Genomic DNA, 25,313 nt, shown 5'->3' with positions numbered 1-25,313 from the left:
GAACCGGTGGCCGCACCAACGGGGGCTGGATCAGATCTTCGCGGCTGGCGCGCCACCTTCGAACCGGTTGCCATGCCGGTAGTCGCAGGGGGCCTCCTGCATTTGCAGATGGAGACCGGTGCCCGTGAAGGGATGGGCGCGGGCGACGTCCTCGTCGAAGTCGATGCCAAGGCCGGGCGCCTCGGGCGGGAGGATATAGCCGTCCTCCCACTTGATCGAATTCTTGATCAGTTTCTGATGGAAAGCGCCGCCGGTCTCGATGGTCTCGGCGATCAGCAGGTTCGGGATCGAGGCGGCGAAATGGACGTTGGCCGCCCATTCGACCGGGCCTGCATAAAGGTGCGGGGCCATCTCGGCGTTGAAGATTTCGGCCATGGCGGCGATCTTCTTCACCTCCCAGATCCCGCCGACGCGACCCAGCGCGGGTTGCAGGATCTTGACCCCTCCGGCGCGCAGGAGGGTGCCGAATTCGGCCTTGGTCGTCATGCGTTCCCCGGTGGCGAGGGGCACGCGGACGGATTTGGCGACCTCGGCGAATTCCAGCAGGTTATCGGGCGGGATCGGCTCTTCGTACCAGAGCGGGTTGTAGGGTTCCAACTCGCGGCCCATTCGGATTGCGCCGGGGGTGGTGAACTGGCCATGAGTGCCGAAGAGAAGGTCGACACGGTCGCCCACCGCGTCCCGGATCGCCTTGCAGAAGGCGATACTGCGGGTGATGTCGGACATGGCAGGCTCGTGCCCGCCGCGGATCGTGTAGGGGCCGGCCGGGTCGAATTTGACGGCGGTAAAGCCGTGGTTCATGAAGCGCACCGCAGCCTCGGCGGCGGCGTCGGGGTCGACCCAGAACTCGGCCGATTCCTTGCCGGGTTCGGGATAAAGATAGGTATAGCTGCGGATGCGCTGGTTCATCTTGCCGCCGAGAAGCGCATAGACCGGACGGTTACGCGCCTTGCCGAGAATGTCCCAGCAGGCAATCTCCAGCCCCGAGAAGGCGCCCATCACCGTGGGATCGGGACGCTGGGTGAAGCCGGCGCTGTAGGCGCGGCGGAACATAAGCTCGATGTTCTCGGGGTTTTCGCCCTGCATGTGGCGTTCGAACACATCCTCGATCACCGCACGCATCGCGGTCGGCCCGACGGTCGAGGCGTAGCATTCGCCGTAGCCGACAATGCCGGTGTTGGTGGTCAGCTTCGGGAAGATCCAGTAGCGCCCGCCCCAGCCGGGGAACGGAGGGGCGACGACGAAGATTTCCAGGTCCTTGAGTTTCATCGGTCGCGCCCCTTGGTTGGCCGAGGAGCGGGGGTTTCACACCCCCGCACCCCCGTGGGATATTTGTCGAAGGGAAAGCTAGAGGCGGTTCGCATGGAGCGGCCGCAGGAAAGCGACGCGAAAGTGCCGCAAATCTGCTAGGTCAGGATGGTCTGGCGCAGACGGGCCAGAAGGTCGGCCAGCCGGGCAGGCATGGCAAGGAAGGGCGAGTGGCCGGAGGGCAGCGCGTGGCGGCATGCTTCGGGCAGGCGGGCAGCCATCTGGCGCTGGTAATCCGGCGGGATGGTCTGGTCGTTCTCGCAGATGACGTAATGGCGCGGCAGGGTCTCGGCCGCTGTGGGCCAGAGCGGGGTCTGTTGCGGGGTCACGGGCTGCGGGCAAAGCTGGGCCGTAGCCCAGGCGGCGAGGTCTGCGGAGCAGTCCTGGTAGAAGGCCTGCGGCGCGAGGGCGGGGTCGATGGTGAAGCTGCCCCTGTCCTCGGCCATGCGGATCGCGGGGAGGAGCGGTTGCGACGGCCCGGCGCGGCGCATGTCGGCCAGGCTTTGGCCCTGGGCTGGCAGATAGGCGCAAAGGTAGATCAGGCCCTTGAAGCGCGCGGGCTCGGCCTCGGCCGCGGCGGTGATGGCGTATCCGCCGGCGGAATGGCCGACAAGGATCGTGTCGGGCTTGGCGGCGGCCAGGATGGCCCGGGCGTAGTCATGAAGGCTGGTGGGGCTGCCATCGCGGCCGGGCAGGTCGATGGCGCGGGCTGGGATGCCGCGCTGTGCCAGTTCGGACAGCAGGGGCTGGAAGCACCAGGCGCCGTGGCAGGTGCCGTGGATCAGAAGCAGCTCAGACATGGGCAATCCGGGTCAGGAAGGACAAAAGCGCCTCGGCAAAGGCCTGGGGGTGGGTCAGCATCGACAGATGGCCGCCGCCGCGCAGCAGATGGAAGGTAGAGCCCGCGACCAGATCTGCCAGTTCGCGTTGCAGGTCGGGCGGCGTCTTGCGGTCGTCAGCTCCGGCCAGGACCAGCGTCGGCAGGGTCAGCGTGGCGGTCGTCTGGTAGAAATCGGCCGTGGCGATCGCATTGGCAAAGCCCTGCCAGCCCTCGGGCGGGGTATGGGCAAGCATGGTCTGGACGGCCCCCGCCACTGGCGAGTCTTGCCAGCGTGGGCCGAGCAGCGCGGCACTTTCCGCTGCAAGGTCGGGGCCATGGCTGGCAAGGCGCGCGAGGCGGGTCTCCCACACGGAGGGATTGGCAAAGCGCGTGGCGCTGCCGGTCAGGACCATGGCGCGGACAAGGTCCAGCCGTTTGACCGCTAGGCCCTGCGCGATCAGCCCGCCCTCGCCTGCGCCAAGGATGACCGCATCCGTCAGCGCGAAATGGGTCATCAGGCGTTCGACGTCGCGGATCAGCGCGCCCATGGCATAAGGCGGCGGTGGCCGGTCCGAGTGCCCGTGGCCGCGCAGGTCCAGACGCAGGGTGCGGGTCGGCAGAAGTGGCAGCACCGCGTCCCACAGGCGCAGGTCCAGGCCCAGACCATGGATCAGCACCAAGGGCGGCGCACCCTCCGGCCCGGTCAGCTCGGCATTCAGCCGCAGGTCCTCCAGCCAGACCAGCGTCACGCGAAGCGGTCCAGCGCCATGGCGAAGGTGGCGGGGTCCACATTGCCGCCGGTGGCGACGGCGATGACCGTCTCCGGAAGGTCCGGGCCGAACAGGGCGGCGGCGAGTGCGACGGCGCCGCCCGGCTCCAGCACGATGCGCAGATGGGTGAAGGCCAGTGCCATCGCCTGCAGGGCCTGGTCGTCGGTCACCACCGCCCCCGGCCCGGCCAGGCGCTGCAGGATCGGCAAGGTCAACTCTCCCGGGCTGGGGGTCAGGATCGCGTCGCAGATCGATCCGGTGCTGGCCGCGTTCCGCTGCCGCTGACCCGATGCGAGAGAGCGCGCCATGTCGTCGAAGCCCTGGGGTTCGGCGGTGCGGACCTGCAGGACCGGGGTCTTGGCCTCCAGCGCCAGGGCGATGCCCGAGGCGAGGCCGCCCCCGCCGCTGCAGACGAACACGGGGGCCGCCGTGACGCCGGCCTCCTTCGCCTGTTCGGCCAACTCCAGCCCGACGGTCCCCTGCCCCGCGATCACCTGGGGGTCGTCGAAGGGCTTGACCAGGGTCAGCCCACGGTCCGCCGAAAGGCGCGCGCCGATGGCGTCGCGGTCCTGGGTCGCGCGGTCGTACAGCACCACCTCGGCCCCATAGGCGCTGGTGTTGGCGATCTTCACCTGCGGCGCGTCGGACGGCATCAGGATGACGCAAGGCGCGCCGTGGCGGGCGGCGGCATAGGCCACGCCCTGCGCATGATTGCCCGAGGAATAGGCGATCACCCCCCGCTTTCGCGCGGCCTCGGGCAGGGCCGAGACGGCCGACCAGCCGCCGCGGGCCTTGAAGCTGCCGGTCACTTGCAGGCACTCGGCCTTGACCAGGACACGGCGACCCACGGCCTTGTCCAGAAGCGGCGCGTTCAGCAGCGGCGTGCGGCGGACATGGCCGGCCATCCGGGCGGCGGCGGCCTCGATCATCGTCAGGTTCATGCCAGAGCTGCCAGAAAGTTGCGGATCAGGGCGACGGATTCGGGTTCGTCCAGAAAGGGGATATGCGCGCGGTCCGGGACTTCGGCAAAGGCCATGTCCGGGCGGCGGGCCTGCATCTTCGCCACGGTATCGGCGGTCAGCAGGTCGGAATTGGCACCCCGGATCAGCGCCAGGGGCAGGCCGGCCAGCGCATCGAACAGCGGCCAAAGGTCCACCGGCGGGCCATCGAAAGCGGCCAGGAACGACTCGCGCAGGGCGGGGTCATAGGGAATGCGCAGCCCCTCGGGCGTCTGGACGGCGTGCTTGCGGGCCTCCTCCAGCCAGCGGGCCATCGGCACGCCTGCAAAACCGGGGGAGCGGGACAGGAGTTCGGCAAAGCCCTGGTGCGTCTTGCCGGCGGGGTTGCGGCCGACATAGTCGAAGATGCGGACAAGGCCGGGCCGCGCAATCTCGGGGCCGACGTCGTTCAGGATCAGCCCCAGGACACGGTCGCGCGCCACCGCGCCCAGGACCATGCCGATCAGCCCCCCGCGCGAGGTGCCAAGGATCGCCGCCCGCGGCACCCCCAGGTGGTCCAGCAGCCGCAGGGCGTCCTTGCCCTCCTGCTCGACCGTGTAACTGGCGGCGCCGGTCCAGGCGCTGTCACCCCGGCCACGATAGTCCATGCGGACTAATCGGACAGGCGGCAGGTGCGGGATCAGATAGTCGAAATCCGCCATGCTGCGGGTCACGCCCGGCAGGCATAGAAGCGGCAGCCCCGTGCCCTCATCCTGGAAGGCCAGGCGGGCACCGTCTTCGGCCAGAAAGTGCTGTGTCGTCGTCATGGCGGGCAAGGTGGCACGGGGCGGCGGCCAAGGAAAGGGCAGCGGCGCTTGTGGCCCCGGCCCTGGCGGATTAAGTGGGAACGCGAAACTGGATGAGGCGGGCCGATGTCGGACAGCTCGGTGGTCGAGGATCGGCCCAAGTCGAAACGCGTGGGCGCCCTGCGGGGGCTGGCCCCGTTTGTCCGTCCCTACAAGGGCCTGGTGGCGCTGGCGGTGGTCGCGCTGATCCTGACCGCTGGGATCAGCCTGATCCTGCCCCTGGCCGTGCGCCGGGTGGTGGACGGGTTCAACGACAGCGACGCGGCCCTTCTGGACCAGTATTTCGGCGCGGCGCTGGTGATCGCGGCGCTGCTCTCGCTGGGGACCGGGCTGCGCTATTACCTGGTCACCCGACTGGGTGAGCGGGTGGTGGCCGACATCCGCCGCGCGCTGTTCGACCGCGTGCTGGGCATGTCCCCGGCCTTTTTCGAGCGCATCCTGACCGGCGAGGTGCTTAGCCGGATCACAACCGACACCACGCTGATCCTGTCGGTCCTTGGCTCCTCGGTCTCGGTCGCGTTGCGCAACGTGCTGATGCTGGTGGGCGGGCTGGTCCTGTTGTTCCTGACCTCGGCCAAGCTGACCGGCCTGGTGCTGCTGGTGGTCCCGGCCATCGTGGTGCCGATCATCGTGCTGGGCCGCCGGCTGCGGCGGCTGTCGCGCGAAAACCAGGACTGGATCGCCAGTTCCTCGGGCTCGGCCTCCGAGGCGCTGTCCTCGGTCCAGACGGTGCAGGCCTTCACCCACGAGGGCCCGACCCGCGCTGCCTTTGCCGGGGTGACCGAGAAAAGCTTCGACTCGGCCCGGGCGCGGATCAAGACGCGGGCGGTGATGACCGTGATCGTGATCTTCCTGACCTTCGCGGGGATCGTCGGCGTCCTTTGGATCGGCGCGCGCGACGTGCGCGGCGGGATGATGAGCGTGGGCGAACTGATCCAGTTCGTGATCTATGCGGTGATGGTCGCGGGGGCCGTGGGCGCCCTGTCGGAAATCTGGGGCGAGTTGCAGCGCGCGGCAGGTGCGACGGAACGGCTGGTCGAGCTTTTGAACACCGACGATACGGTGCAGGACCCCGCCCGCCCCGCAGCCCTGCCCCGCCCGGTACGTGGCGAGATCGCCTTCCAGGACGTGACCTTCCGCTACCCCGCCCGGCCCGAGACCAGCGCGTTGAACGGGGTCAGCCTGCATGTGAAGCCCGGAGAGACTGTGGCGCTGGTCGGCCCCTCGGGCGCGGGCAAGACCACGATCCTGCAACTGCTGATGCGGTTCTATGACCCGCAGTCCGGCCAGGTGGTGCTGGACGGCATTGCCCTGCCCGACATGGCGCGGGCCGATTTCCGCCAGCATATCGCGCTGGTGCCGCAGGACCCGGTGATCTTCGCGACCTCGGCGCGCGAGAACATCCGCTTCGGCCGCCCCGATGCCACCGACGCCGAGGTCGAGGCGGCGGCAAAGGCGGCGGCGGCGCATGATTTCCTGACCGCCCTGCCCCAGGGCTATGACAGCTATCTGGGCGAACGCGGCGTGATGCTGTCTGGCGGGCAGAAGCAGCGGGTGGCCATCGCCCGCGCCATCCTGCGCGACGCGCCGATCCTGCTTCTGGACGAAGCCACCAGCGCACTGGACGCCGAAAGCGAGCGGTTGGTCCAGGCGGCGGTCGAGAAGCTGGCCGAAGGGCGCACGACCCTGGTGGTGGCACACCGCCTGGCCACCGTCAAACGCGCCGACCGCATCGTCGTCTTTGACCACGGGCAGATCGTCGCGCAAGGCACCCACGACGAGTTGGTGGCCGAAGGCGGCCTTTACGCCCGGCTGGCCCGCCTGCAATTCACCGACGGCACGGTCTGACGCAGCGTAGCGGGCACGGTCCGGACAAACCGACTTCACAAACGCGTTCCCGGCCCCCATCTTGGCCCGAAGCCTGCGGCAACAGCGGGCACCATAGGGGAGGAACCGCATGACCACCTTCGCGACACTCGCGGACCTGAAAGCCATCGAGGCCGAGAAACCCTGGGCCGATCGTGGCCAGGCGCGCTCGATGTACGATTACCTCAGCCGCGCCAAGGCTGCCCACGGCTCCAGGCCGGCGATCAGCTATCAGTTGCTTTCGGGGCCCGACACGAAAAAGGTCACCCTGACCTGGACCGGGTTGCATGGGCAGGTTACGCGCGCCGCGAACCTGTTCCGGTCCCTTGGCGTGGGCGAAAAGGACGTGGTCGCCTTCGTCCTGCCCAATGCGATGGAAACCGCGGTCACCCTGCTTGGCGGGGCGGTGGCGGGGATCGTGAACCCGATCAACCCGCTGCTGGAACCGGAAAAGATCAGCGCCATCCTGCGCGAGACGAATGCCAAGGTCGTCGTCACCCTGAAGGCCTTTCCCAAGACCGATCTCGCCCAAAAGGTGTCCGAGGCGGTGCAATATGCCCCGAACGTCAAGACGGTGCTGGAGGTCGACCTGGTCCCCTACCTCTCGGGGCTGAAGAAGCTGATCGTCCCGCTGATCCGCCCGAAGAACCCCGCTCAGCACACCGCCAACGTGCTGGACTTCCGGGCCGAGATGGCCCGGATGCCCGCCGACAAGCTGACCTTTACCGATGTGACCCATGATCGCGTGGCCGCCTATTTCCACACCGGCGGCACCACCGGGATGCCCAAGGTCGCGCAGCACAAGGTCTCGGGCATGGTCTACAACGGCTGGCTGGGCGCGAACCTCTTGTTCAAGCCGACCGACGTGGTGATGTGCCCGCTGCCGCTGTTCCACGTCTTTGCCTGCTATCCGATCCTGATGTCGATGATCGGCTCGGGGGCGCATGTCGTGTTCCCCACCCCGCAGGGCTATCGCGGCGAGGGGGTGTTCGACAACTTCTGGAAGCTGATCGAACGCTACAAGGTGACCTACATGATCACCGTCCCGACCGCGCTGGCCGCGCTGATGCAGCGCCCGGTCAATGCCGACATCTCCTCGCTGCGCAGCGCATTTTCGGGGTCCTCGCCCCTGCCGATCGAGCTTTACAACCGCTTCAAGAAGGAAACCGGGATCGAGATCGTCGAAGGCTATGGCCTGACCGAAGCGACGTGCCTGGTGTCGATCAACCCGCCTGACGGGGCGAAGAAGGTCGGCTCGGTCGGCCTGCCGTTCCCCTATTGCCACGTTCGCATCCTGACCAGCCAGGGAGCCATCGGTTACCGCGAATGCGCGGTGGACGAGGTGGGCGAGATCTGCATCTCGAACCCCGGGGTGTTCGAAGGATCGACCTACACCGAGGCCGACAAGAACCGCGAGCTATTTGCCGAGGGCCGCTTCCTGCGCACCGGCGACCTGGGCCGGATCGACGCGGATGGCTATCTGTTCATCACCGGGCGGGCCAAGGACCTGATCATCCGCGGCGGCCACAACATCGACCCGGCGATCATCGAAGAGGCACTGATGGGCCATGAGTCCGTCGCCTTTGTCGGTGCCATCGGCCAACCCGACGCCCATGCCGGCGAGTTGCCCTGCGCCTATGTCGAACTGGTCAAGGGTGCCAGCGCCAGCGTCGATGACCTGATGGCCTATGCGACCCAGCATATCCACGAACGCGCGGCGGTCCCGAAGTATCTGGAAGTCCTGCCGGAACTGCCCAAGACGGCCGTGGGCAAGGTGTTCAAGCCCGACCTTCGCCGGCTGGCCATCACCCGCACCTTCGACGCCGCCCTGACCGAGGCCGGCCTGCCTGCCCGCGTGACCGGCGTGATCGAGGACAAGAAGCGCGGGCTGGTGGCGCAACTGTCCAAGTCGGCTCCAGTTGAGGATGCGGCCGTGCAGGCGGTCCTGGGACAATTCAGCAACCCGTGGGAGTGGGCCGCATAGGGCCCACAACCTTTCCCGACGCTGCCATGAAAATGACAGCAAGTTTCATTTGCCTGAATCGCATGTGGCGGCGAAAACGACCGCAGGGATATTGGTTCGGGATGTGGAAGATGGGCATTCGAATGGGTGTGGCCGCCGCAGTGCTGGCGGGTTTTGCGGGATCTGCTGGCGCTCAGCAGTCCGAGGTGTTGTTTTCGCACAAGCACTGGCAGGTCGAGGTCGTGGGCTGGGAGGACGGCTCGGTCGGCTGCGTGGCCCAGGTGACGGCACCGGGGGAAAGCTTTTCGCTTTGGACCTTCCCGGATGGCGCGGTGCAGTTGCAGTTCTATTCGACGGCCTGGCAGTTCGGCGAAGGTGACACGGCGGACCTGGAAGTGCAGATCGACCGCCGCGCGCCCTGGAACCTGACGGGGGCTGAACTTTACCAGAATTCGGTGCTGTTCAACCTGCCCGATGACCAGGCAGGCGTGAACTTCATCCTTGAGGTTGCCAAGGGCAATCGGCTTTACCTCCGCGCGGCTGACGGGGCCGACGTGCAGAATTACTCGCTGGCCGGCTCGCGCGCGTCGATCGATGCGCTGGTGCAATGCGGCGACGTGATCTCTGCGCCGGGCAATCCGTTCAACTAAAGCGCGTCGGTGTCCATCCAGATGGTCACCGGCCCGTCATTCACCAGACTGACCGCCATATCCGCGCCGAACTGACCATTCGCGACCGGAACCCCTTCCTTTTGAAGGGCTTGACTGAAGTGCTGGTACAACCGCTCACCTTCGGCCGGGGGGGCGGCGGTGGAAAAGCCCGGCCGGTTGCCGCGCAGATCGGCGGCCAGGGTGAACTGGCTGACCACCAGCGCGCTACCGCCGATGTCGCGGACCGAAAGGTTCATCTTCCCCTGATCGTCCTTGAAGACCCGCAGCTTGGCAAGCTTGGCCGCCAGCTTTTCGGCCTGAACCTCGGTATCCCCGCCCATGGCACAGACCAGGATCAGGAACCCCTTGCCCGTCTCTCCGACCAACGCGCCGTCAACATGGACCCGCGCTTCGGTGACGCGCTGCAGAACCGCCCTCACAACTCGTTCGCCCAGGGCGGGTTGGCCCCGGCGCGGCTGACGGTGACCGCCGCCGCGCGGGTGCCAAGGGTCAGCGCGGCGGTCAGCGTGGCATCGTCAAGGGCGGCGACCCCGGCCTTGGTCAGCGCGCCCGCCTGGTGCAGCGCGGCCAGAACGCCGGCGTTGAACGTATCCCCGGCACCGACCGTATCCACGACCGTAACCTTCTGGGCGGCCACGAAGATATCCTGGCTTGCCGTCACCGCCCGCGCGCCGTTGGCGCCTTCGGTGATGAAGACGACCTTCGGCCCCCTGGCCAGGATACCCCGCGCCAAAGCGGTCAGGTCGCCCTGACCCTCCAGCCAGTGCAGATCCTCGTCCGAAAGCTTCACGATATCGGCGCGGGCCAGCATCCGGTCGATCCGGGCGCGGTACTCCGCCTCTTTTCCGGCGATGAAACCGGGGCGGATGTTCGGATCCACCATGGTGACACGGGTCGCACATTCACGGGCCTGCAGCGCCTCATACGTGCTGGCAGCAGGGTCGTTCACCAGGCTGATTCCGCCCAGGAACAGGGTGGAAATGTCGTCCGGCAGCGCGGGAAGCTGATCGACCGACAGCATCCGCCCGGCCGTCGCCTCGTCATAAAAAGCATAGGTCGCCTGGCCATTCACCAGCTTGACGAAAGCCACCGTCGTGGGACGGTCCGAGCGCGCCAGAAACCGGGTATCGACCTTGGACGCCGCCAGCGTATCGGCCAGGATTTCCCCCAGCATGTCATTTGAAACGCCCGAGAAAAACGCCGAAGGCGCACCCAGCCGACCCAGCGCGATCGCCGTGTTGAACACCGCCCCGCCGGCATAGGGGGCAAAGCAGGCCTCACCTTGCGTCGAGGTCCTGGGCAGCATGTCGATCAGTGCTTCGCCACAGCTGAGAATCATGGTCGGTTCCCCCTTGGTTTCGCCACTGTTAGCGCAAACAGCCTAGGCCGTGAAGAAGGGTGTCAAATTGGCGTGGATGCGGTCCAGGGGCGTGGCGCCGCTTGCGTCCGGCACGAAGGACTGGCCGGTGATCCTTTCGAAGGCATCGATATAGACCTGCGCCGTCTTTTCGATCATTTCCAAAGGGATAGCAGGGACCGGGTCCTTGTAGGGATCGCAGCGCGCCACCACCCAGGACCGGATGACATCCTTGTCAAAACTCGGCGGTCGCGCGCCGGAGGCGAACGCCGCTTCGTAACCATCGGCGATCCAGTACCGGCTGGAGTCCGGCGTGTGGATTTCATCGGCCAGAAGTATGTTGCCTGCGGCGTCAATCCCGAATTCATACTTGGTATCGACCAGGATCAGGCCGCGTTCGGCTGCGATTTTCTGCCCCCGTGCAAACAGCGCCAGGGCCTTTTCGCTGACCTCATCCCATTGTTTTTCGGTAAGCAGGCCGGTGCCAACAATCTCCTCTGCCGTCAGCGGTTCGTCATGGCCGCCGTCAAACGCCTTGGAGGTCGGCGTGATGATCGCCTGCGGCAGGGCCTGGTTCGGACGCAGGCCGTCGGGCAGGGTGTGGCCGTACATCTGGCGCAGGCCCTTGGAGTACTGCGTCAGGATCGAGGTCGACGTGGTCCCGGCCAGATAGCCGCGTACGACGATCTCGACCGGAAGGATGGTCACGCGCTTGCAATGCACGGTGTTGGGGTCCGGGTAGCCGATCACGTGGTTCGCCGCGATATCGGCGGTGTGGTCGAACCAGTAACGCGCCAGTTGGGTCAGGACCTGGCCCTTCCAGGGGATCACCGCAAGGATCTGATCAAACGCAGAAATCCGGTCGGAGGAGATCAGAAGCCGCGTGCCGTCGGGCAGGTCATAGCAGTCGCGGACCTTGCCGAAATAGGGGTTCGGCAGCTCGGCTATGCGGGCGTGCGGCAGGGTGCGGGAAAGGTCGATCTGGCGCATGGCAGGCCCCCGGTTTGGTGCCTGCTTCTTGGCGTTTCAGGGCTTCAAGTCAAGCCGGACAGTCAAGCGAGCCACGCATTTCCCCGCTGTCGCCGGTCAACGTCGTTTCCCGCAGCTTGCAGCCGGTGACACGGGGAATCAGCTCGATCATCGTGGCGCGGATTTCCTGATGCTCACCGCGACGGGCGTAGCCAAGGCGGATGACCTCCACCCGCTCCCCTTTCTGGAAAACCGTGTAAGTCCGGTTGTTCACGGTAACATCGGTGCGGGTGGCCCCAAAGAACTCGGGCGCGGGAGAGGCACCGCAGGCGGCAAGGAACAGGAGGGGGACAAGGGCTTTCATGGCGCCAGACTGGCAGGGGTTGGTTAACAGGGGGTTAAGCGGCCTGTGTGCTTCCGGCCGGCAGGGCACTGGGTCAGAGGCCCCGTTGCGCTGGTGCAGGAAGGGGAAGACCTGCGGGAACATCCTGGGCGCGGGGCTGTTAATGGCGGGACACCATTGATGGAGCCGACCCATGACCCGACTGATCGTCCTTCTTGCCCTTTTGGGCGTCACCGCCTGCGAAACCATCGAAGGCGCGGGCCGCGACCTGGAAATGACGGGGGAAGCGATCACCGAGGAATCTCAGGAAGCCCAGGCCGGGCTGTGACCCTTTGACAGGAGAATGGCGATGAACGCTGGTTTCAAGACCCTGACCGCGCTGCTGGCACTTCTGCTGGCCACATCCTGCGGCCCTCTGATCGGCGCCGGCGCGGCCGTGGCGGTGGATGAGGCGGAAGAGCGGGAAGACGGCGGGGATGGGTTGTTTTGAGGTGGCTGCGGTGGTGCGTGTGAACACGCACCCTACGCTTTTTATCTTGTGACCTCGGTAGCAATATGCCAACAATTAAGAGTCGATGAAAACTCATTTGCGGATGAGGGATGGTTAACGTCAATTCGCCTATAGAGGAAAGCAATCAGTTAAGGTCGCTGCTGAGTGAAGCGCTTGCTTTGGCAAATTCAGCCGACATCAGGCGGAATATTATAGATGCTATTGAGCTAATTGATGCGCGGGAATTTGCGCCGAAAGCAGCAAATCAAAGATCCCCCTTAGGATTTTACTGCATTCCAGATTTCCCCAAGTACGTTGTCGACAGTAAGGGCAGAGTTTTCGGCCTCTTCAGGAAAAAGCTCCTAAATCCTTGGCGAAGCCCAGAGGGTTACCTTCGTGTCGACATACGCAATGGAAATGGGCAGCAAAAGAAGCCATATGTTCACGAGCTAGTAGCCGCAGCCTTCATCGGCCCAAAACCCAAAGGAATGCTAATTAGGCATCTAAACGACGACCCATCAGATAATAGAGTAGAAAACCTAGCTTATGGCACCCAGTCTGAAAACACTACAGATTCAATCGTGAACGGGCGAAATCGGTCAAAGTTCAGTACCGACCAGATTTCTCACATGCTTCAACTTAGGGAAAGTGGGCGCACAGTTGAGGACATAATGGAACTTTATCCCTGCTCAATGAGAACCATGACAAAGATTCTCACCGGGTCCCTCCACTCTAAACACGGAGCCAATTAGAGGTAGACCAAGTGCCTTTACACCTCACCCATCCATCTTCAGCGCGGCAATGAACGCTTCCTGCGGGATCTCGACCTTCCCGAACTGGCGCATCTTCTTCTTGCCGGCCTTCTGCTTCTCCAGCAGCTTCTTCTTCCGCGTCGCGTCGCCGCCGTAGCACTTCGCCGTCACGTCCTTGCGCATGGCGGACAGGGTCTCCCGCGCGATCACGCGGCCGCCGATGGCCGCCTGGATCGGGATCTTGAACATGTGGCGGGGGATCAGGTCTTTAAGTTTCTCGACCATCGAACGGCCCCTAGCCTCGGCGCGGTCGCGGTGGACCATCATCGACAGGGCGTCGACGGGTTCGTCGTTCACCAGGATCGACATCTTGACCAGGTGATCCTCGCGGTATTCGCTGATCGTGTAGTCAAAGCTGGCATAGCCCTTGGTCACCGATTTCAGGCGGTCGTAGAAGTCGAACACCACTTCGGCCAGGGGCAGGTCGTATTCGACCATCGCGCGCTGGCCGGCGTAGGTCAGGTTCAGCTGGATGCCGCGGCGGTCCTGGCAGAGCTTCAGGATGTCGCCCAGGTATTCGTCGGGGACCATGATCGTGGCCTTGATCCGCGGCTCCTCGATATGGTCGACGTAGGTCAGGTCGGGCATGTCGGCGGGGTTGTGGAGGTCCATGACCTCGCCGTCCTTCATGTAGAGCTTGAAGACCACCGAAGGCGCGGTGGTGATCAGGTCGAGGTCGTATTCGCGTTCAAGCCGGTCACGGATCACCTCAAGGTGCAAAAGGCCAAGGAAACCGCAGCGGAAGCCGAAGCCGAGGGCGGCGGAGGTTTCCATCTCGGTGGAGAACGAGGCGTCGTTCAGGGACAGCTTCTCGATGGCGTCGCGCAGCGCCTCAAAGTCGTTGGCGTCGACCGGGAAGAGGCCGCAGAACACCACGGGGACCGAGGGTTTGAAGCCCGGCAGCGGTTCGTCGCAACCCCGGCGTTCGTGGGTGATGGTGTCGCCGACCTTGGTGTCGCGGACCTGCTTGATCGAGGCGGTGAAGATGCCGATTTCGCCCGGCCCAAGTTCGGGGATGTCCACCATCTGGGGTTTCAGGACGGCCAGCTTGTCGATGCCGTAGACCGCGTTGGTCTGCATCATGCGGACGCGGTCGCCCTTCTTCATCACGCCGTCCATGATCCGCACCATGACGACGACGCCAAGGTAGGCGTCATACCAGCTGTCGACCAGCATCGCCTTCAGTGGCGCGTTGCGGTCGCCCTTGGGGGCGGGAAGGCGGGTGACGATGGCCTCCAGCACGTCGGGGATGCCAAGTCCGGTCTTGGCCGAGATTTCGATGGCGTCAGAGGCGTCGAGGCCGATCACGTCCTCGATGTTCTGCTTGACGCGGTCGGGTTCGGCAGCGGGAAGGTCGATCTTGTTCAGGACCGGGACAATCTCGTGCCCGGCATCCAGCGCCTGATAGACGTTGGCGAGCGTCTGCGCCTCGACGCCCTGCGACGCGTCCACCACCAGAAGCGAGCCTTCAACGGCGCGCATGGAGCGGGAGACCTCATAGGCAAAGTCGACGTGACCGGGGGTATCGATCAGGTTCAGGATATAGGTCTGGCCATCCTTGGCCGGATACTCGATCCGCACCGTGTTGGCCTTGATCGTGATGCCGCGTTCCCGCTCGATATCCATGCTGTCCAGCATCTGCGCCTTCATGTCGCGCGCAGCCACCGTGCCGGTCATCTGGATGAGCCGGTCGGCGAGGGTGGATTTGCCGTGGTCGATGTGCGCCACGATGGAGAAGTTGCGGATATGGGAAAGCTCGGTCATGGCGCGCGTATACCCGACGGCGAAGGGGCCGGGAAGGGCTTATAAAGCGGGGAATACCGGGGGGCTTTGCACTGATGTGGGGGCAAAGGAGATTCGTTCAAGTCTGGGCGGAATGCCCGGTTTACGGCAGGCTTGGGGGCCCTGGCGGAATGGAGAATGGCGATGATCGAAGGGACGGCACATTACTTCCACGGGACCAAGGTGGCGCTGCGGACGGGCGACCGGATCGTGCCGGGACATGCGGCGAACTATGGCGCCGGGCGGCCCGCGGGATGGGTCTACATGACCGCCCGACTGGAGATCGCGGTGCTGGCGGCAGAACTGGCGGCGGACGGCGCCGGGGCGCGGGTCTATGTGGTGGAACCGGAGGCGGAGGTCGAGGATGATCCGAACGTCACCGACAAGAAGTTCCCCGGCAATCCGACGCGGTCCTACCGCACGCGTGGCGCGTTGCGCGTGCTGGGCGAGGTGACGGGGTGGACGCCGACCGAGGCTGGGCGTCTGGCCGACCTGCGGGCCTTTGCCGCACGCACGCGGGCCGAGGGAATCGAGCCGATCGACTGATCGGCCACAGGATGTTGTAGCGGCCGGCGCCGGGGGCTCCAGCAGTTGCGGAATCTCGCCGATGGCGGCAACCCACTGACAAGCCTTGAAAAATTCGCTTGGACTTGGCATAATCCCGCCTACAGAATGATCGGCGTCGGATCGGGGCTTCCCCGACCGTGCCCGGCAATTGAGGCAGAACGAATGAAATCCATCGTGCTTGCGGTCGCTGCGGCGGCCCTTCTTCCGCTGATGTCCACGCTGGCGGCGGCCGGCCCGATCGAGCGGGCCTGCATGGCCTCGGACCGGGGCGGCAACCGGGCGCTGTGCGGTTGCATCCAGCAGGCGGCCGACATGACGCTGTCGGGGGGCGACCAGCGCCGCGCGGCGAAGTTCTTCAAGGACCCGGAACGGGCGCATGCGACGTGGATCTCGCAATCCTCGTCCGACGATGCCTTCTGGGATCGGTACAAGCAGTTCGGCCAGGCCGCCGAATCCTATTGCGCCGGCTGACACCCGCGCCTTGCTGAGCAGACGGACGCGATTTCCTTGCGGAAGTCGCGGCACATCCTTCGGGCTGCCAGGAATCCCTGTCGATCTGCGCCTGCCTTGAATGCAGCGCGCCTTCAGGCCGGAACAAGCGAAAAGGTCCCGCCTTCACACCGAAGGCGGGACCTTTTCAGCAGTTCCAATCGGATCAGGCCGAGGCTTGTGCCTTGGCGATGTCCTTCTTGATCTTCTGGGCGGCGGTCGAGAGTTCCTCGTCCTTGGCCTTGGCCAGATAGGCATCAAGCCCCCCACGGTGGTCGACCGAGCGCAGCGCCGCAGCGGTGACGCGCAGCTTGAACGACTGGCCCAGAACGTCAGAGATCAGGGTCACTTCGTTCAGGTTCGGGAGGAACCGACGGCGGGACTTGTTGTTGGCGTGGGAGACGGTGTTCCCCGTCATCGGGCCCTTGCCGGTGAGTTCGCAGACGCGCGACATGGCGGTGTTCCTTCGATTCGTCAAAAGCGGGGGAAGGCAGGGAATCCCCGGCCCTCGAATTCGATTGGGGGCGTGTAAGGGGAAAGCCGGGGGAGGTCAAGCAGGAAGCGGCGGCCTGCAGCTTGGGTCAGGCGCGACCCAGAAGGCGCAGCATCTCGGCCGCAGCGGCCTCGGGTGCAAGCTCTCCGCGCGCCACCCGGTCGCCAAGGCCCGCCATCAGGCCCTTTTGCGGTTCGCGGGTCAGGGCGGACAGCAGGCCCTGGCGGACCTCTTCCTCGAACCAGTGCCGGGCCTGGTCGGCGCGGGTGCGGTCCCAGTGGCCATTCGCCTTGCGCCAGGCAGTCAGGGTCTGCACTTCCTCCCATGCCGTGGCCAGACCTTCCGACGCCAGCGCCGAGACCGGCATAGCCTTTGGAAAGCCCTTGGGGTCCTGGGGACGCCGGCGCAAGAGGTGCAGCGCGCCAGAATAATCCGCGACGGTGCGCATCGCGGCGGGCTTCAGGTCGCCGTCAGCCTTGTTGACCAGAATCAGGTCGGCCATCTCCATGATCCCGCGTTTCACGCCCTGAAGTTCGTCACCCCCTGCGGGGGCGAGGAGGAGGAGGAAAAGGTCGGAAAGTTCCGCCACCACGGTTTCGGATTGGCCAACGCCGACGGTTTCGATCAGGACGATGTCAAAGCCCGCTGCTTCGCACAGGGCCACCGCCTCTCGCGTGCGGCGGGCGACGCCGCCAAGCTGGGTCTGGCTGGGCGAGGGGCGGATGAACGCGTTTGGGTCGCGCGAAAGCTGCTCCATCCGGGTCTTGTCGCCCAGGATCGATCCGCCGGAGCGGGCCGAGGACGGGTCGACCGCCAGAACGGCGACCTTGAGGCCCTGTCCGGTCAGCATCAGGCCGAAAGCCTCGATGAAGGTGGACTTGCCCACACCGGGCGTGCCGGAGAGGCCGATGCGCAGCGCCTGCGGGCCGGGGCGCAGGGCGGCAAGCAGCGCCAGCGCCTGATCCCGATGGTCGGGACGGGCGCTTTCGACCAGCGTTATCGCACGGGCCAACGCCCGGCGGTCGCCGGCACGGATCAGTCGGGCGCGTTCGGTGGTGTCCATTGTCCCCCTCGTTTACCCCTCTTTTGCCGTAAGGCTGGCGGCTTGGCGAGAGGAGACTGCGGTCCTGCGGGTTCGGGCGGTTTCCATAAGGAGCGCGTGCCGCGCGAAGACTCTTTTTCTCGCCGTCCCGCGCGCGAAGGGGCGCGCAGGACGGCTCGCGTTTGCCTCCGGCGGGGATATTTGGGCAAATGTGAAAGGGCTTGGGTCTGGTCATGTGCAGGGGCGCAGGCGATAAGCGGGGCATGATCGAGCTGCCCGTTTCTCATGTCCTGCCCGAGCTTGCCGAGGCGCTTGCCTTGCGCGGGGTGGCGGTGCTGCAGGCGCCCCCAGGGGCGGGCAAGACGACGCTGGTGCCGCTGGACCTGCTGGCACGGGGGATCGTGGCGGGGCGCATCCTGATGCTTGAGCCGCGCCGGCTGGCCGCCCGCGCCTCGGCCGAGCGGATGGCGGAGACCTTGGGCGAACCCGTGGGCAAGACGGTCGGGTACCGCATCCGGGGGGAGGCGAAGGTTACATCGGCCACAAAGATCGAGGTGGTGACCGAAGGCATCCTGACCCGGATGATCCAGTCGGACCCGGAGCTTACGGGCATCGGGCTGGTGATCTTCGACGAATTCCACGAGCGGTCGCTGAATGCGGACCTTGGCCTTGCCCTGTGTCTGGAGGTGCGGGGGGTGCTGAGGGAGGACCTGAAACTCTTGGTCATGTCCGCGACCCTGGATGCCGCGCCGGTGGCAGAGCTGATGGGCGGGGCGCCGGTGGTGACCTCTGCCGGGCGGGCGTTCCCGGTGGAGACGCGGTGGCTGCCACGGTCACCAGATGCGTCCTTTCGGCTGGACGCGATGGTGGCCGGGGCGGTGAAGGCGGCCTTGGACGAGACAGAAGGCGGGATGCTGGTTTTCCTGCCGGGCGAGGGCGAGATCCGCCGGGTGGAGGGGCTGTTGCAGGGCCTGCCGGGCGTGGTGGTGCGGCCCCTGTTCGGCGCGATGGACTTTGCGGCACAGCGGGCGGCCCTGGCCCCGGTTCCGGGGCGGAAGGTGGTGCTGGCAACCTCGATCGCCGAGACATCGCTGACGTTGCCGGACATCCGCGTGGTGGTGGACGCAGGCCGCGCACGGCGGGCGCGGTTCGATCCGAACTCGGGCATGTCGCGGCTGGTGACCGAGCGGGCGACGAAGGCCGAGGCCGAGCAGCGCCGGGGCCGCGCGGGGCGGGTCGCGGAAGGGGTCTGCTACCGGCTGTGGACCAAGGGCGAAGAGGGCGGGCTGGCCCCCTACCCGCCCGCCGAGATCGAGGTGGCCGACCTGGCCGGACTTGCGCTGGAACTCGCGTTATGGGGCGGGGCCGAGTTGCCCTTCCTGACGCGGCCGCCGCCAGGACCCATGGCCGAGGCGCGGGCTTTGCTGCAGGGCTTGGGCGCGCTGGACGATCAGGGGCACATCACGGCGCATGGCCGGGCGCTGGCGGGCCTGCCGTTGCATCCCCGGCTGGGGCACATGCTGGCGGTGGCGGGGCCGCAGGCGGCGACGCTTGCGGCGCTCTTGGCCGAGCGCGACCCCTTGCGCGGGGCGGGGCCGGACCTGGCCTTGCGGATGCAGGCGATCCAGCGGCCGGGACCGCAGGCGGATCGCGGGGTCGTCGAGCGCATCCGGGCCGAGGCGAAGCGGCTGGAAGCGGCAGCGCGGGGGTTGGTCGAGGCGGCGGCGCCACCTTCTGGACAAGGAGGGATGGGGGAGAAAGGCGCCGGCGGCTTCACCCTGGCCGAGATGGCGGCGCTGGCCTACCCGGACCGGATCGGGCTGCGGCGGAAGGGCGAGGCGCCACGCTGGGTCCTGTCCGGGGGAAAGGGGGCGGCGATGGCGGCGGGGCTTTCCCTGTCGGGCGCGCGGCTGATCGTGGCGACGGACCTGGACGGCGACACCCGCGAAGCCACCGTGCGGCAAACGGTGGCGATCAGCGAGGCCGAGGTTCGCGGGCTTTACGCGGGCCGCATCCGGTGGGTCGAGGTCTGCGACTGGTCGAAGCGCGATGGCAAGGTTCTGGCGCGCCGGCAAGAGCGGTTGGGGGCGCTGGTGCTGGACGACCGCCATTGGGACGCCCCACCGGAAGCGGTAGCAAAGGCGGCGCTGGAGGGGGTGCGGCTTCTGGGCCTGCCCTGGTCCCCGGCGGCGCGGCGGCTGCGGGCGCGGGCGCGGCTGGCGCGGGGCGAGGGCTGGCCGGCGGTGGAGGATCAAGACCTTCTTGCCACCGCAGAGGACTGGCTGTTGCCGCATCTGTCCGGGGTCAGGACCGAGGCGGATATCCGGTCCTTCGATCTGGTGCCGGCCTTGCAGGGCCTGCTAGGCTGGGACCGGCTGGCCGAAATGGACCGGCTGGTGCCGGGCAGCTTTGAAACCCCGCTGGGGCGGAAGATCCCCATCGACTATGACGGCGAGGCGCCGGCAATCGAGGTCCGGCTGCAGGAGATGTTCGGGGTCACCGTGCATCCGGTGGTGGGTCAGGCGCGGATGCCGCTGCGGATCACGCTGCTGTCGCCCGCACGCGCGCCGGTACAGGTGACGACCGATCTGCCGCGGTTCTGGGCAACCTCTTACGCCGATGTCCGCAAGGACATGCGCGGGGCCTATCCGCGCCACCCCTGGCCCGAGGACCCGACCGAGGCCGAGCCGACGCTGAAGGCGAAACCGCGCGGGACGTGAGGGGCGCAAAAGCTTTCGAAATCCTTTGCAGTCCTTCGAAGGATCTTGGCCCGCGCATCCTTTTAGCGCTGCAACATGGATTGATCGGCCGCCCCTTTCGCCCGCCCGGCGACAGGCCTATGACAGGCGCTAACATATCAGGGGCAGACGATGCAGATGGAAGCGCAGGCGCGGCGCGCACGATGGGCGATTGCGGCCATGTTCATGGCCAACGGCTTCGTCATGGGGGCCTGGGCGCCGCAGATCCCGCTGCTCATGCCACGGCACAACGTGACCGAGTCCGTGCTGGGGCTGCTGATCCTTGTCCTGGGGCTGGGGGCGGTCTCGGCCATGCTGTTCGCCGGGCGGCTGATCTCGCTTTACGGCGGGCGCAAGGTGCTGCTGTGGTTCTCGTTGGCGCTGATCCCGGTGCTGCCGATGGTGGTCTTTTCGCCGAACCTATGGGTGCTGGCGCTGTTCATGGCGGTTTTTGGCGCGATGGCGGGCTGCATGGACGTGGCGATGAACGCGCAGGCGGTCGAGGTCGAGCGGCGGCTGCACAAGGCGATCATGTCCTCCTCCCACGGGTTCTGGAGCCTGGGCGGCTTTTTCGGCGGGTCCACCGGGGCCTGGATCATCGCGAAATGGGGGTCCGAGGAGCAGTCGCTGGTCACTGCGGGCGTCGTGGCGGTGCTGGTCCTGGGCGCGATGCCGTTCCTGCTGCCCGATGCGCCAAAGACCGCTGCGGTCGAGGTGGCTGTGCCCAGAACCAAGCTTTTCCCGAAAGAGCTGCATGTCTGGCTGCTGGGCTTTCTGGCGCTGTTTTCGATGGTGCCCGAGGGCGCGGTGCTGGATTGGGCGGCAATCTATCTGCAAAAGGAGATGGGGTCGGATGTCTTTGTCTCGGGCCTGGGCTTTGCCTTCTTTGCCGGGACCATGGCGGTAATGCGTTTTCTGGGCGACTCGGTGCGCAACCGCTTTGGCGCAGTGCGGACGCTGCGGATCTCGGGCCTGATCGGGGCGGCGGGACTTATGGGGGGTGCGCTGGCGCCGACGGACTGGATCGCGATTGCTAGCTTCGCGCTGGCGGGGCTGGGCGTGGCGAACATGGTGCCGGTCCTGTTCTCGGCTGCGGGGAACCACCCGTCGCTGCCCCCGGCCAGCGCGATTTCGATTGTCACCATGGTCGGTTATTGCGGCATCCTGGTCGCGCCATCCTCGATCGGTTTCCTGGCCGAGCATGTGGGGTTCCGGCCCACCTATCTGGGGCTGTCGCTTCTGTTGGTGGTTGTGGCGCTGCTGGCGGCGCGGGCGGCGGATGCGGATGCGGGGAAGGTGCTGACCCCGCTACCACAGGCCGCTTGAGCGCGGCGCGCCTGGGCTTTCGCGGTCCGGCCCTGCGGCGGCTCGTCAAGCACGTCGTGCAAGCCTCGCGGGTCGCCGGCCGCGCCGTGACGCATGCCTTACGCCGCCAGCGCGTCGACCGTGGTCAGCGTCGCGAAATCGGCCCCCAGAAGCGAGAGGGTGACGCGGAAAACGGTGGCCGCATCAAGCTGTCCGCCGTCATAGGCTGGCAGGTCGAAGCCCAGAAGCGCGTCCTGCGGCAACAGCACAGAATAGCCAAGGTCCGAGGCCTGGCGCACCGTTGATGTCACGCAAAAGGCGGCGACAGCCCCCGCTACGACCAACTGCGTGATCCCATGCGCCTTGAGATGCCCGTCAAGCCCGGTGCCGTGAAAGGCCGAGGAGCCGTGTTTCCAAAGGACAGTCTCGCCCGCCTGCGGGACAGCGCAGGACATGGGTTCGGCGCCTGGCTCGCCCTTGCGGAAAGGCGAGTCGGGGTGCGGATCGTCGTGCAGCACATGGATCACCGGGGTGCCCGTCGCGCGCGCCGCCGCCAGAAGGGCGGCGATGCGGGCGGGCGCGTCTGGGGTCGCCGTGGGGCGGCCAGAGCGGATACGGTCGGCCATGCCTTCCTGCATGTCGATGATCAGGACCCCGCGCATCAGGGCGCACCCATGTAGTCGCGCTTGCCAAGCTCTACCCCGTTGGCGCGCAGGATGTCGTAGGCGGTGGTGACATGGAAGAAGAACTGCGGCAGGGCATAGAAGGAGAGGAACTCATCCCCCTTCAGCATCATGTCGCGGCCACCGGCCTTGAAATGGATCTCGCGGCTGTCGGCATGGGCAAAGTCGGCGGCCTGAAAACCGCCCATGTAGCCGCGCGCGGCAGCGACGCGCTGTTTCAGCTCGGCAAAGGTGGTCTCGGTGTCGGGAAAGCCCTTCGGCTCGACCCCCGCCAACCGGGCGGTGCCCCGCGCGGCGAAGTCGCAGGCAAGCTGGACCTGGCGGATGAAGGGGAACATGTCGGGGAAAAGGCGGGCGGCAAGGATGACCTCGGGCTTGATCTTCTTCGCCTCGCAATGCGCCTCGGCCTTGTCCAGGATGGTGGCAAGGGCCGACAGGAAACGGTCGAAGACGGCGACGGAACGGCGGTGCATGGATGGCCTCCCTTTGAGATGGGGGCAGCCTAGACCGCAGCGGGAAGGGCGGAAAGGGGTTGGCCGATTGGTTTTCTGACCAACCCCCCGCGAAACGCCCGTTGCCCCACGGGGACAAGGGCCGCGACGGATCAGGCCGCAGCTTCCGCCATGACGCCCGCCAGACGCTGCAGGATCAGGTCCCAGCCCTGCCGGTGTCCATCCCGCGCGCTTTCGGACAGGAAGCGCACCTGGGTAAGGGTGACCTCTGTCCCTTCGGCGACTGGTGCAAGGCGGATCGTCACCTCGCTGTCAGCGGGGGAATAGAGGCTTTCCCAGGTGAAGCGGATCAGTCTGTGGGGGACAAGGTCCAAGTAGATGCCCTGGTGCGGGATGGCCTTGTCCGAGGTCATGACGATGCGGAACGCGCCGCCGACACGGGGGTCGGTCCGCGCCTCGGTCACGGTTTGGCCCGCGCCCCCGGCCATGAACCGGGCGATGGTGTCCGGGTCAAGCCAGGCGTCGTAGACCGCCTTGGGGCTGGCCTTCAGGATGCGGGTCACGGAGAGGGTCAGGTCAGTCATCGGTCGTTTCCTTTGCAAGATGGGCTTCAAGGGCATCCAGCCGAAGGTCCCAGACCGACCGCAGGTCCTGGAACCAGCGGAAGGCCAGGGTCAGGGGCGCAAGGTTCGCCTCGATCAGATGCTCGCGCCATTTGGTCCGGCGCGTGACCAGGCCGGCCTTTTCAAGCACCATGATGTGCTTCGACACGGCGTTCAGGCTGATGTCGAAGCGCGCGGCGATGTCGGTGACGCGGGCGGGGCCTTCCTGGGCAAGATGCGTCAGGATTGCCCGGCGGGTCGGGTCGCCGGCGGCCTTGAGCGTCAGGGACAGCGGGTCTGTCTCGGGTGCCGGGTTTGCGTCTATTCGTTCAACCATGTGGATGAATTACCACAGCACAGCCGATTCGCTCAACCGTTTTGGTGAATGATGCGCTGGTTGCCCTTGCCACAAGCGGCTGGCAGGATGCGGGGATGAGCACGCCCCCCGCCCGCGACCCCGCGCTTTTGCTGGAACACCGCGCCGCCCTGCCCGACGAATTTTGCCTGATCCTGGCGGACCTTCCCCGGGCAGAGTGGGCCGCCCACCCCGATTTCAATGGCTTGGCAGCCTTCTGGCTGGATCGGCACCTGGCTTTCCGCCGGATGCTGGACGCGCTGGGAACCGAAGCAAGGGCGCGGATCGACGGCGCGCTGTCGGCCGAGACCTATGCAGCGCGGCTGTCACGGCTGGGATCGCGCCTTCTGGGCGACCTGATGGGCCATCACCAGATCGAGGACGACGTCTATTTTCCCGAACTCGCCCGGCTGGAGCCGCAGATTGCACGCGGGTTCGAGATGCTGGACGCTGACCACCACGCGCTGCACGGGCTGATCGACCGCTTTGTCACCGGGGCCAATGCGGTGCTGGCCGCCACGCGGGATGCGCCCCAGCGTGAGGCGACGGGACGGTTCCTGGCCGATCTGGCGGGGTTCGACCACCTTCTGGCCCGGCACCTGGCGGATGAGGAGGACCTGGTGCTGCCGGTGGTCTTGAAGCATCGGTTGGGCTGAACGGCTTGGCGGTGGCCCCCCTGCAAAGGAAGGGGGCCGTAGTCAAGTTCAGACGCCGAGGCACCAGCGCATGATCGCCTTTTGCGCGTGCAGGCGGTTTTCGGCTTCGTCGAAGATCACCGAATGGGGGCCGTCCATCACCGCGCTGGTCGCCTCGTCGTTGCGATGCGCAGGCAGGCAATGCATGAACAGCGCATCCGGCTTGGCGCGGGACATCAGCTGCTCGTTCACCTGATAGGGGCGCAGCTGGTTATGGCGGCGCTCTTTCGCGGATTCCGGGTCGTGCATCGAAACCCAGGTGTCGGTAACCACCAGATCGGCGCCCTCGACCGCGGTGAACGGGTCACGCTGGATGGTGATCTTCGACCCCTTCTCGCGGGCGAAGGCGACAAACTTGTCCTCGGGGTCCAGCGTCTCCGGCCCGGTGAAGGTGAAGTCAAAGCCGAACTGCCCGGCGGCATGCAGGAAGCTGGCGGCCACGTTGTTGCCATCCCCGCACCACACCACCTTCTTGCCCGCGATGGGGCCGCGGTGTTCCTCGTAGGTCATCACGTCAGCCATGATCTGGCAGGGATGGGTGCGGTTCGTGAGGCCGTTGATCACGGGGACAGTGGCGTGTTCGGCCATCTCCAGCAGCGTGGCTTCCTCGAAGGTGCGGATCATGATGAGGTCGACATAGCGCGACAGGACCCGGGCGGTGTCGGCGATGGTCTCGCCGTGGCCCAACTGCATTTCCTTACCGGACAGCACCATCGTCTCGCCGCCCATCTGGCGCACGCCGACGTCAAAGCTGACACGGGTGCGGGTCGAGGGCTTTTCGAAGATCAGCGCGACCATATGGCCCTTGAGCGGCTGATGGTCGTCGGGCGAGCCCTTGGGACGGCCGTTGCGGGCGGTCTTCATCGCTTGCGCAGAGTCGATCATGGTCCGAAGCTGCGCGGGGTCGGTCTTGTGTATGTCGAGGAAGTGCTTCATT

The 25,313-nt window shown here is 66.3% G+C and carries 28 protein-coding genes; 11 read left to right on the top strand and 17 right to left on the bottom strand.

What is annotated here, in order from left to right:
* Positions 1-30 precede the first annotated feature (30 nt).
* The 5 genes from CXR42_RS13020 to CXR42_RS13000 all read right to left on the bottom strand — a co-directional run bounded on the left by CXR42_RS13020 (position 31) and on the right by CXR42_RS13000 (position 4,663).
* The gene (locus CXR42_RS13020; RefSeq protein WP_103257990.1) at positions 31-1,269 is read right to left on the bottom strand and encodes a mandelate racemase/muconate lactonizing enzyme family protein; all 1,239 of its coding nucleotides are present in this window, start codon (positions 1,267-1,269) and stop codon (positions 31-33) included.
* Positions 1,270-1,406: 137 nt separating this feature from the next.
* Positions 1,407-2,108 carry an alpha/beta fold hydrolase gene (locus tag CXR42_RS13015; protein WP_103257989.1) on the bottom strand — a complete coding sequence of 234 codons (702 nt, stop codon included), beginning with the start codon at positions 2,106-2,108 and terminating at the stop codon, positions 1,407-1,409.
* Positions 2,101-2,877 carry an alpha/beta fold hydrolase gene (locus CXR42_RS13010; protein ID WP_103257988.1) on the bottom strand — a complete coding sequence of 259 codons (777 nt, stop codon included), beginning with the start codon at positions 2,875-2,877 and terminating at the stop codon, positions 2,101-2,103. The genes CXR42_RS13015 and CXR42_RS13010 overlap by 8 nt, the downstream gene beginning before the upstream one ends.
* Positions 2,874-3,839, bottom strand: a complete 966-nt coding sequence (locus tag CXR42_RS13005) for a threonine ammonia-lyase (RefSeq protein WP_103257987.1) — start codon at positions 3,837-3,839, stop codon at positions 2,874-2,876. Before CXR42_RS13005 ends, CXR42_RS13010 begins: the two co-directional genes overlap by 4 nt.
* On the bottom strand, positions 3,836-4,663 hold the full coding sequence (locus tag CXR42_RS13000) for an alpha/beta fold hydrolase (protein WP_103257986.1): 828 nt from the start codon (positions 4,661-4,663) through the stop codon (positions 3,836-3,838). The genes CXR42_RS13005 and CXR42_RS13000 overlap by 4 nt, the downstream gene beginning before the upstream one ends.
* A 105-nt stretch (positions 4,664-4,768) precedes the next feature.
* Here CXR42_RS13000 and CXR42_RS12995 point away from each other — a divergent pair, with 105 nt between their 5' ends.
* The 3 genes from CXR42_RS12995 (at position 4,769) to CXR42_RS12985 (ending at position 9,181) form a co-directional block, all read left to right on the top strand.
* Positions 4,769-6,550 (top strand): ABC transporter transmembrane domain-containing protein, encoded by a 1,782-nt coding sequence (locus CXR42_RS12995; protein WP_180996056.1) that lies wholly within the window; start codon positions 4,769-4,771, stop codon positions 6,548-6,550.
* Positions 6,551-6,659: 109 nt separating this feature from the next.
* On the top strand, positions 6,660-8,552 hold the full coding sequence (locus tag CXR42_RS12990; protein ID WP_103257985.1) for an acyl-CoA synthetase: 1,893 nt from the start codon (positions 6,660-6,662) through the stop codon (positions 8,550-8,552).
* 110 nt (positions 8,553-8,662) lie between these two features.
* The gene (locus CXR42_RS12985; RefSeq protein ID WP_146038070.1) at positions 8,663-9,181 is read left to right on the top strand and encodes a DUF1176 domain-containing protein; all 519 of its coding nucleotides are present in this window, start codon (positions 8,663-8,665) and stop codon (positions 9,179-9,181) included.
* Here CXR42_RS12985 and dtd read toward each other — a convergent pair.
* Genes dtd through CXR42_RS12965 form a run of 4 tightly spaced genes read right to left on the bottom strand, consistent with a single transcriptional unit; the run spans position 9,178 to position 11,892 of the window.
* Positions 9,178-9,621, bottom strand: a complete 444-nt coding sequence (gene dtd / locus CXR42_RS12980) for a D-aminoacyl-tRNA deacylase (RefSeq protein ID WP_103257983.1) — start codon at positions 9,619-9,621, stop codon at positions 9,178-9,180. The genes CXR42_RS12985 and dtd overlap by 4 nt on opposite strands.
* Positions 9,618-10,541: a carbohydrate kinase family protein gene (locus tag CXR42_RS12975; protein WP_103257982.1), complete on the bottom strand. Its 924-nt coding sequence runs from the start codon at positions 10,539-10,541 to the stop codon at positions 9,618-9,620. Before CXR42_RS12975 ends, dtd begins: the two co-directional genes overlap by 4 nt.
* Positions 10,542-10,583: 42 nt before the next feature.
* Positions 10,584-11,549, bottom strand: coding sequence for a phosphoribosylaminoimidazolesuccinocarboxamide synthase (locus tag CXR42_RS12970; RefSeq protein ID WP_103257981.1), 966 nt, complete (start codon positions 11,547-11,549; stop codon positions 10,584-10,586).
* Between the two features lie 49 nt (positions 11,550-11,598).
* On the bottom strand, positions 11,599-11,892 hold the full coding sequence (locus tag CXR42_RS12965) for a hypothetical protein (RefSeq protein WP_103257980.1): 294 nt from the start codon (positions 11,890-11,892) through the stop codon (positions 11,599-11,601).
* Between the two features lie 172 nt (positions 11,893-12,064).
* Between CXR42_RS12965 and CXR42_RS12960 the strand changes: the two genes are divergently transcribed.
* The 3 genes from CXR42_RS12960 (at position 12,065) to CXR42_RS12955 (ending at position 13,113) form a co-directional block, all read left to right on the top strand.
* A complete protein-coding gene (locus CXR42_RS12960) occupies positions 12,065-12,199 on the top strand; it encodes an entericidin A/B family lipoprotein (protein WP_103257979.1) in 135 nt (44 codons plus the stop codon).
* Positions 12,200-12,220: 21 nt separating this feature from the next.
* A complete protein-coding gene (locus CXR42_RS19575; RefSeq protein ID WP_180996055.1) occupies positions 12,221-12,361 on the top strand; it encodes a hypothetical protein in 141 nt (46 codons plus the stop codon).
* Between the two features lie 110 nt (positions 12,362-12,471).
* A complete protein-coding gene (locus tag CXR42_RS12955) occupies positions 12,472-13,113 on the top strand; it encodes an HNH endonuclease signature motif containing protein (protein ID WP_103257978.1) in 642 nt (213 codons plus the stop codon).
* Between the two features lie 24 nt (positions 13,114-13,137).
* Here CXR42_RS12955 and lepA read toward each other — a convergent pair whose 3' ends face one another.
* Positions 13,138-14,937 carry a translation elongation factor 4 gene (gene lepA / locus CXR42_RS12950; protein ID WP_103257977.1) on the bottom strand — a complete coding sequence of 600 codons (1,800 nt, stop codon included), beginning with the start codon at positions 14,935-14,937 and terminating at the stop codon, positions 13,138-13,140.
* A 156-nt stretch (positions 14,938-15,093) separates the two neighbouring features.
* On the opposite strand from lepA, the gene arr reads away from it, so the two are divergent.
* Both arr and CXR42_RS12940 read left to right on the top strand, forming a co-directional pair.
* Positions 15,094-15,501 carry an NAD(+)--rifampin ADP-ribosyltransferase gene (arr, locus tag CXR42_RS12945; protein WP_103257976.1) on the top strand — a complete coding sequence of 136 codons (408 nt, stop codon included), beginning with the start codon at positions 15,094-15,096 and terminating at the stop codon, positions 15,499-15,501.
* Between the two features lie 183 nt (positions 15,502-15,684).
* Positions 15,685-15,993, top strand: coding sequence for a hypothetical protein (locus CXR42_RS12940; RefSeq protein ID WP_103257975.1), 309 nt, complete (start codon positions 15,685-15,687; stop codon positions 15,991-15,993).
* A gap of 184 nt (positions 15,994-16,177) precedes the next feature.
* Here CXR42_RS12940 and rpmB read toward each other — a convergent pair whose 3' ends face one another.
* Together rpmB and meaB are read right to left on the bottom strand one after the other, a co-directional pair.
* Positions 16,178-16,465, bottom strand: a complete 288-nt coding sequence (gene rpmB, locus CXR42_RS12935; protein ID WP_103257974.1) for a 50S ribosomal protein L28 — start codon at positions 16,463-16,465, stop codon at positions 16,178-16,180.
* Positions 16,466-16,592: 127 nt separating this feature from the next.
* Positions 16,593-17,567, bottom strand: coding sequence for a methylmalonyl Co-A mutase-associated GTPase MeaB (meaB, locus tag CXR42_RS12930; protein WP_103257973.1), 975 nt, complete (start codon positions 17,565-17,567; stop codon positions 16,593-16,595).
* A 242-nt stretch (positions 17,568-17,809) separates the two neighbouring features.
* Here meaB and hrpB point away from each other — a divergent pair, with 242 nt between their 5' ends.
* Positions 17,810-20,266, top strand: coding sequence for an ATP-dependent helicase HrpB (hrpB, locus tag CXR42_RS12925; protein WP_103257972.1), 2,457 nt, complete (start codon positions 17,810-17,812; stop codon positions 20,264-20,266).
* 150 nt (positions 20,267-20,416) lie between these two features.
* Positions 20,417-21,610, top strand: coding sequence for an MFS transporter (locus CXR42_RS12920; RefSeq protein WP_219727952.1), 1,194 nt, complete (start codon positions 20,417-20,419; stop codon positions 21,608-21,610).
* Between the two features lie 98 nt (positions 21,611-21,708).
* On the opposite strand, the gene CXR42_RS12915 is transcribed toward CXR42_RS12920, so the two are convergent.
* The 4 genes from CXR42_RS12915 to CXR42_RS12900 form a co-directional block, all read right to left on the bottom strand.
* Positions 21,709-22,251 (bottom strand): isochorismatase family protein, encoded by a 543-nt coding sequence (locus tag CXR42_RS12915; protein WP_180996054.1) that lies wholly within the window; start codon positions 22,249-22,251, stop codon positions 21,709-21,711.
* On the bottom strand, positions 22,251-22,745 hold the full coding sequence (locus CXR42_RS12910; protein ID WP_103257970.1) for a DUF1993 domain-containing protein: 495 nt from the start codon (positions 22,743-22,745) through the stop codon (positions 22,251-22,253). The genes CXR42_RS12915 and CXR42_RS12910 overlap by 1 nt, the downstream gene beginning before the upstream one ends.
* A gap of 131 nt (positions 22,746-22,876) precedes the next feature.
* Positions 22,877-23,308, bottom strand: coding sequence for an SRPBCC family protein (locus CXR42_RS12905; protein WP_103257969.1), 432 nt, complete (start codon positions 23,306-23,308; stop codon positions 22,877-22,879).
* A complete protein-coding gene (locus CXR42_RS12900; protein ID WP_103257968.1) occupies positions 23,301-23,663 on the bottom strand; it encodes an ArsR/SmtB family transcription factor in 363 nt (120 codons plus the stop codon). Before CXR42_RS12900 ends, CXR42_RS12905 begins: the two co-directional genes overlap by 8 nt.
* A gap of 95 nt (positions 23,664-23,758) precedes the next feature.
* Between CXR42_RS12900 and CXR42_RS12895 the strand changes: the two genes are divergently transcribed.
* Positions 23,759-24,337, top strand: a complete 579-nt coding sequence (locus tag CXR42_RS12895) for a hemerythrin domain-containing protein (RefSeq protein WP_103258276.1) — start codon at positions 23,759-23,761, stop codon at positions 24,335-24,337.
* 48 nt (positions 24,338-24,385) lie between these two features.
* Here the strand turns inward: CXR42_RS12895 and argF are convergent, their stop codons facing one another.
* Positions 24,386-25,312 carry an ornithine carbamoyltransferase gene (argF, locus tag CXR42_RS12890; RefSeq protein ID WP_103257967.1) on the bottom strand — a complete coding sequence of 309 codons (927 nt, stop codon included), beginning with the start codon at positions 25,310-25,312 and terminating at the stop codon, positions 24,386-24,388.
* Position 25,313 lies beyond the last annotated feature (1 nt).

This window comes from Tabrizicola aquatica (assembly GCF_002900975.1).
GTDB classification, from domain to species: domain Bacteria; phylum Pseudomonadota; class Alphaproteobacteria; order Rhodobacterales; family Rhodobacteraceae; genus Tabrizicola; species Tabrizicola aquatica.
The sequence above is the reverse complement of the archived record's forward strand: the minus strand, read 5'-3'. Positions and strand labels throughout refer to the sequence as shown.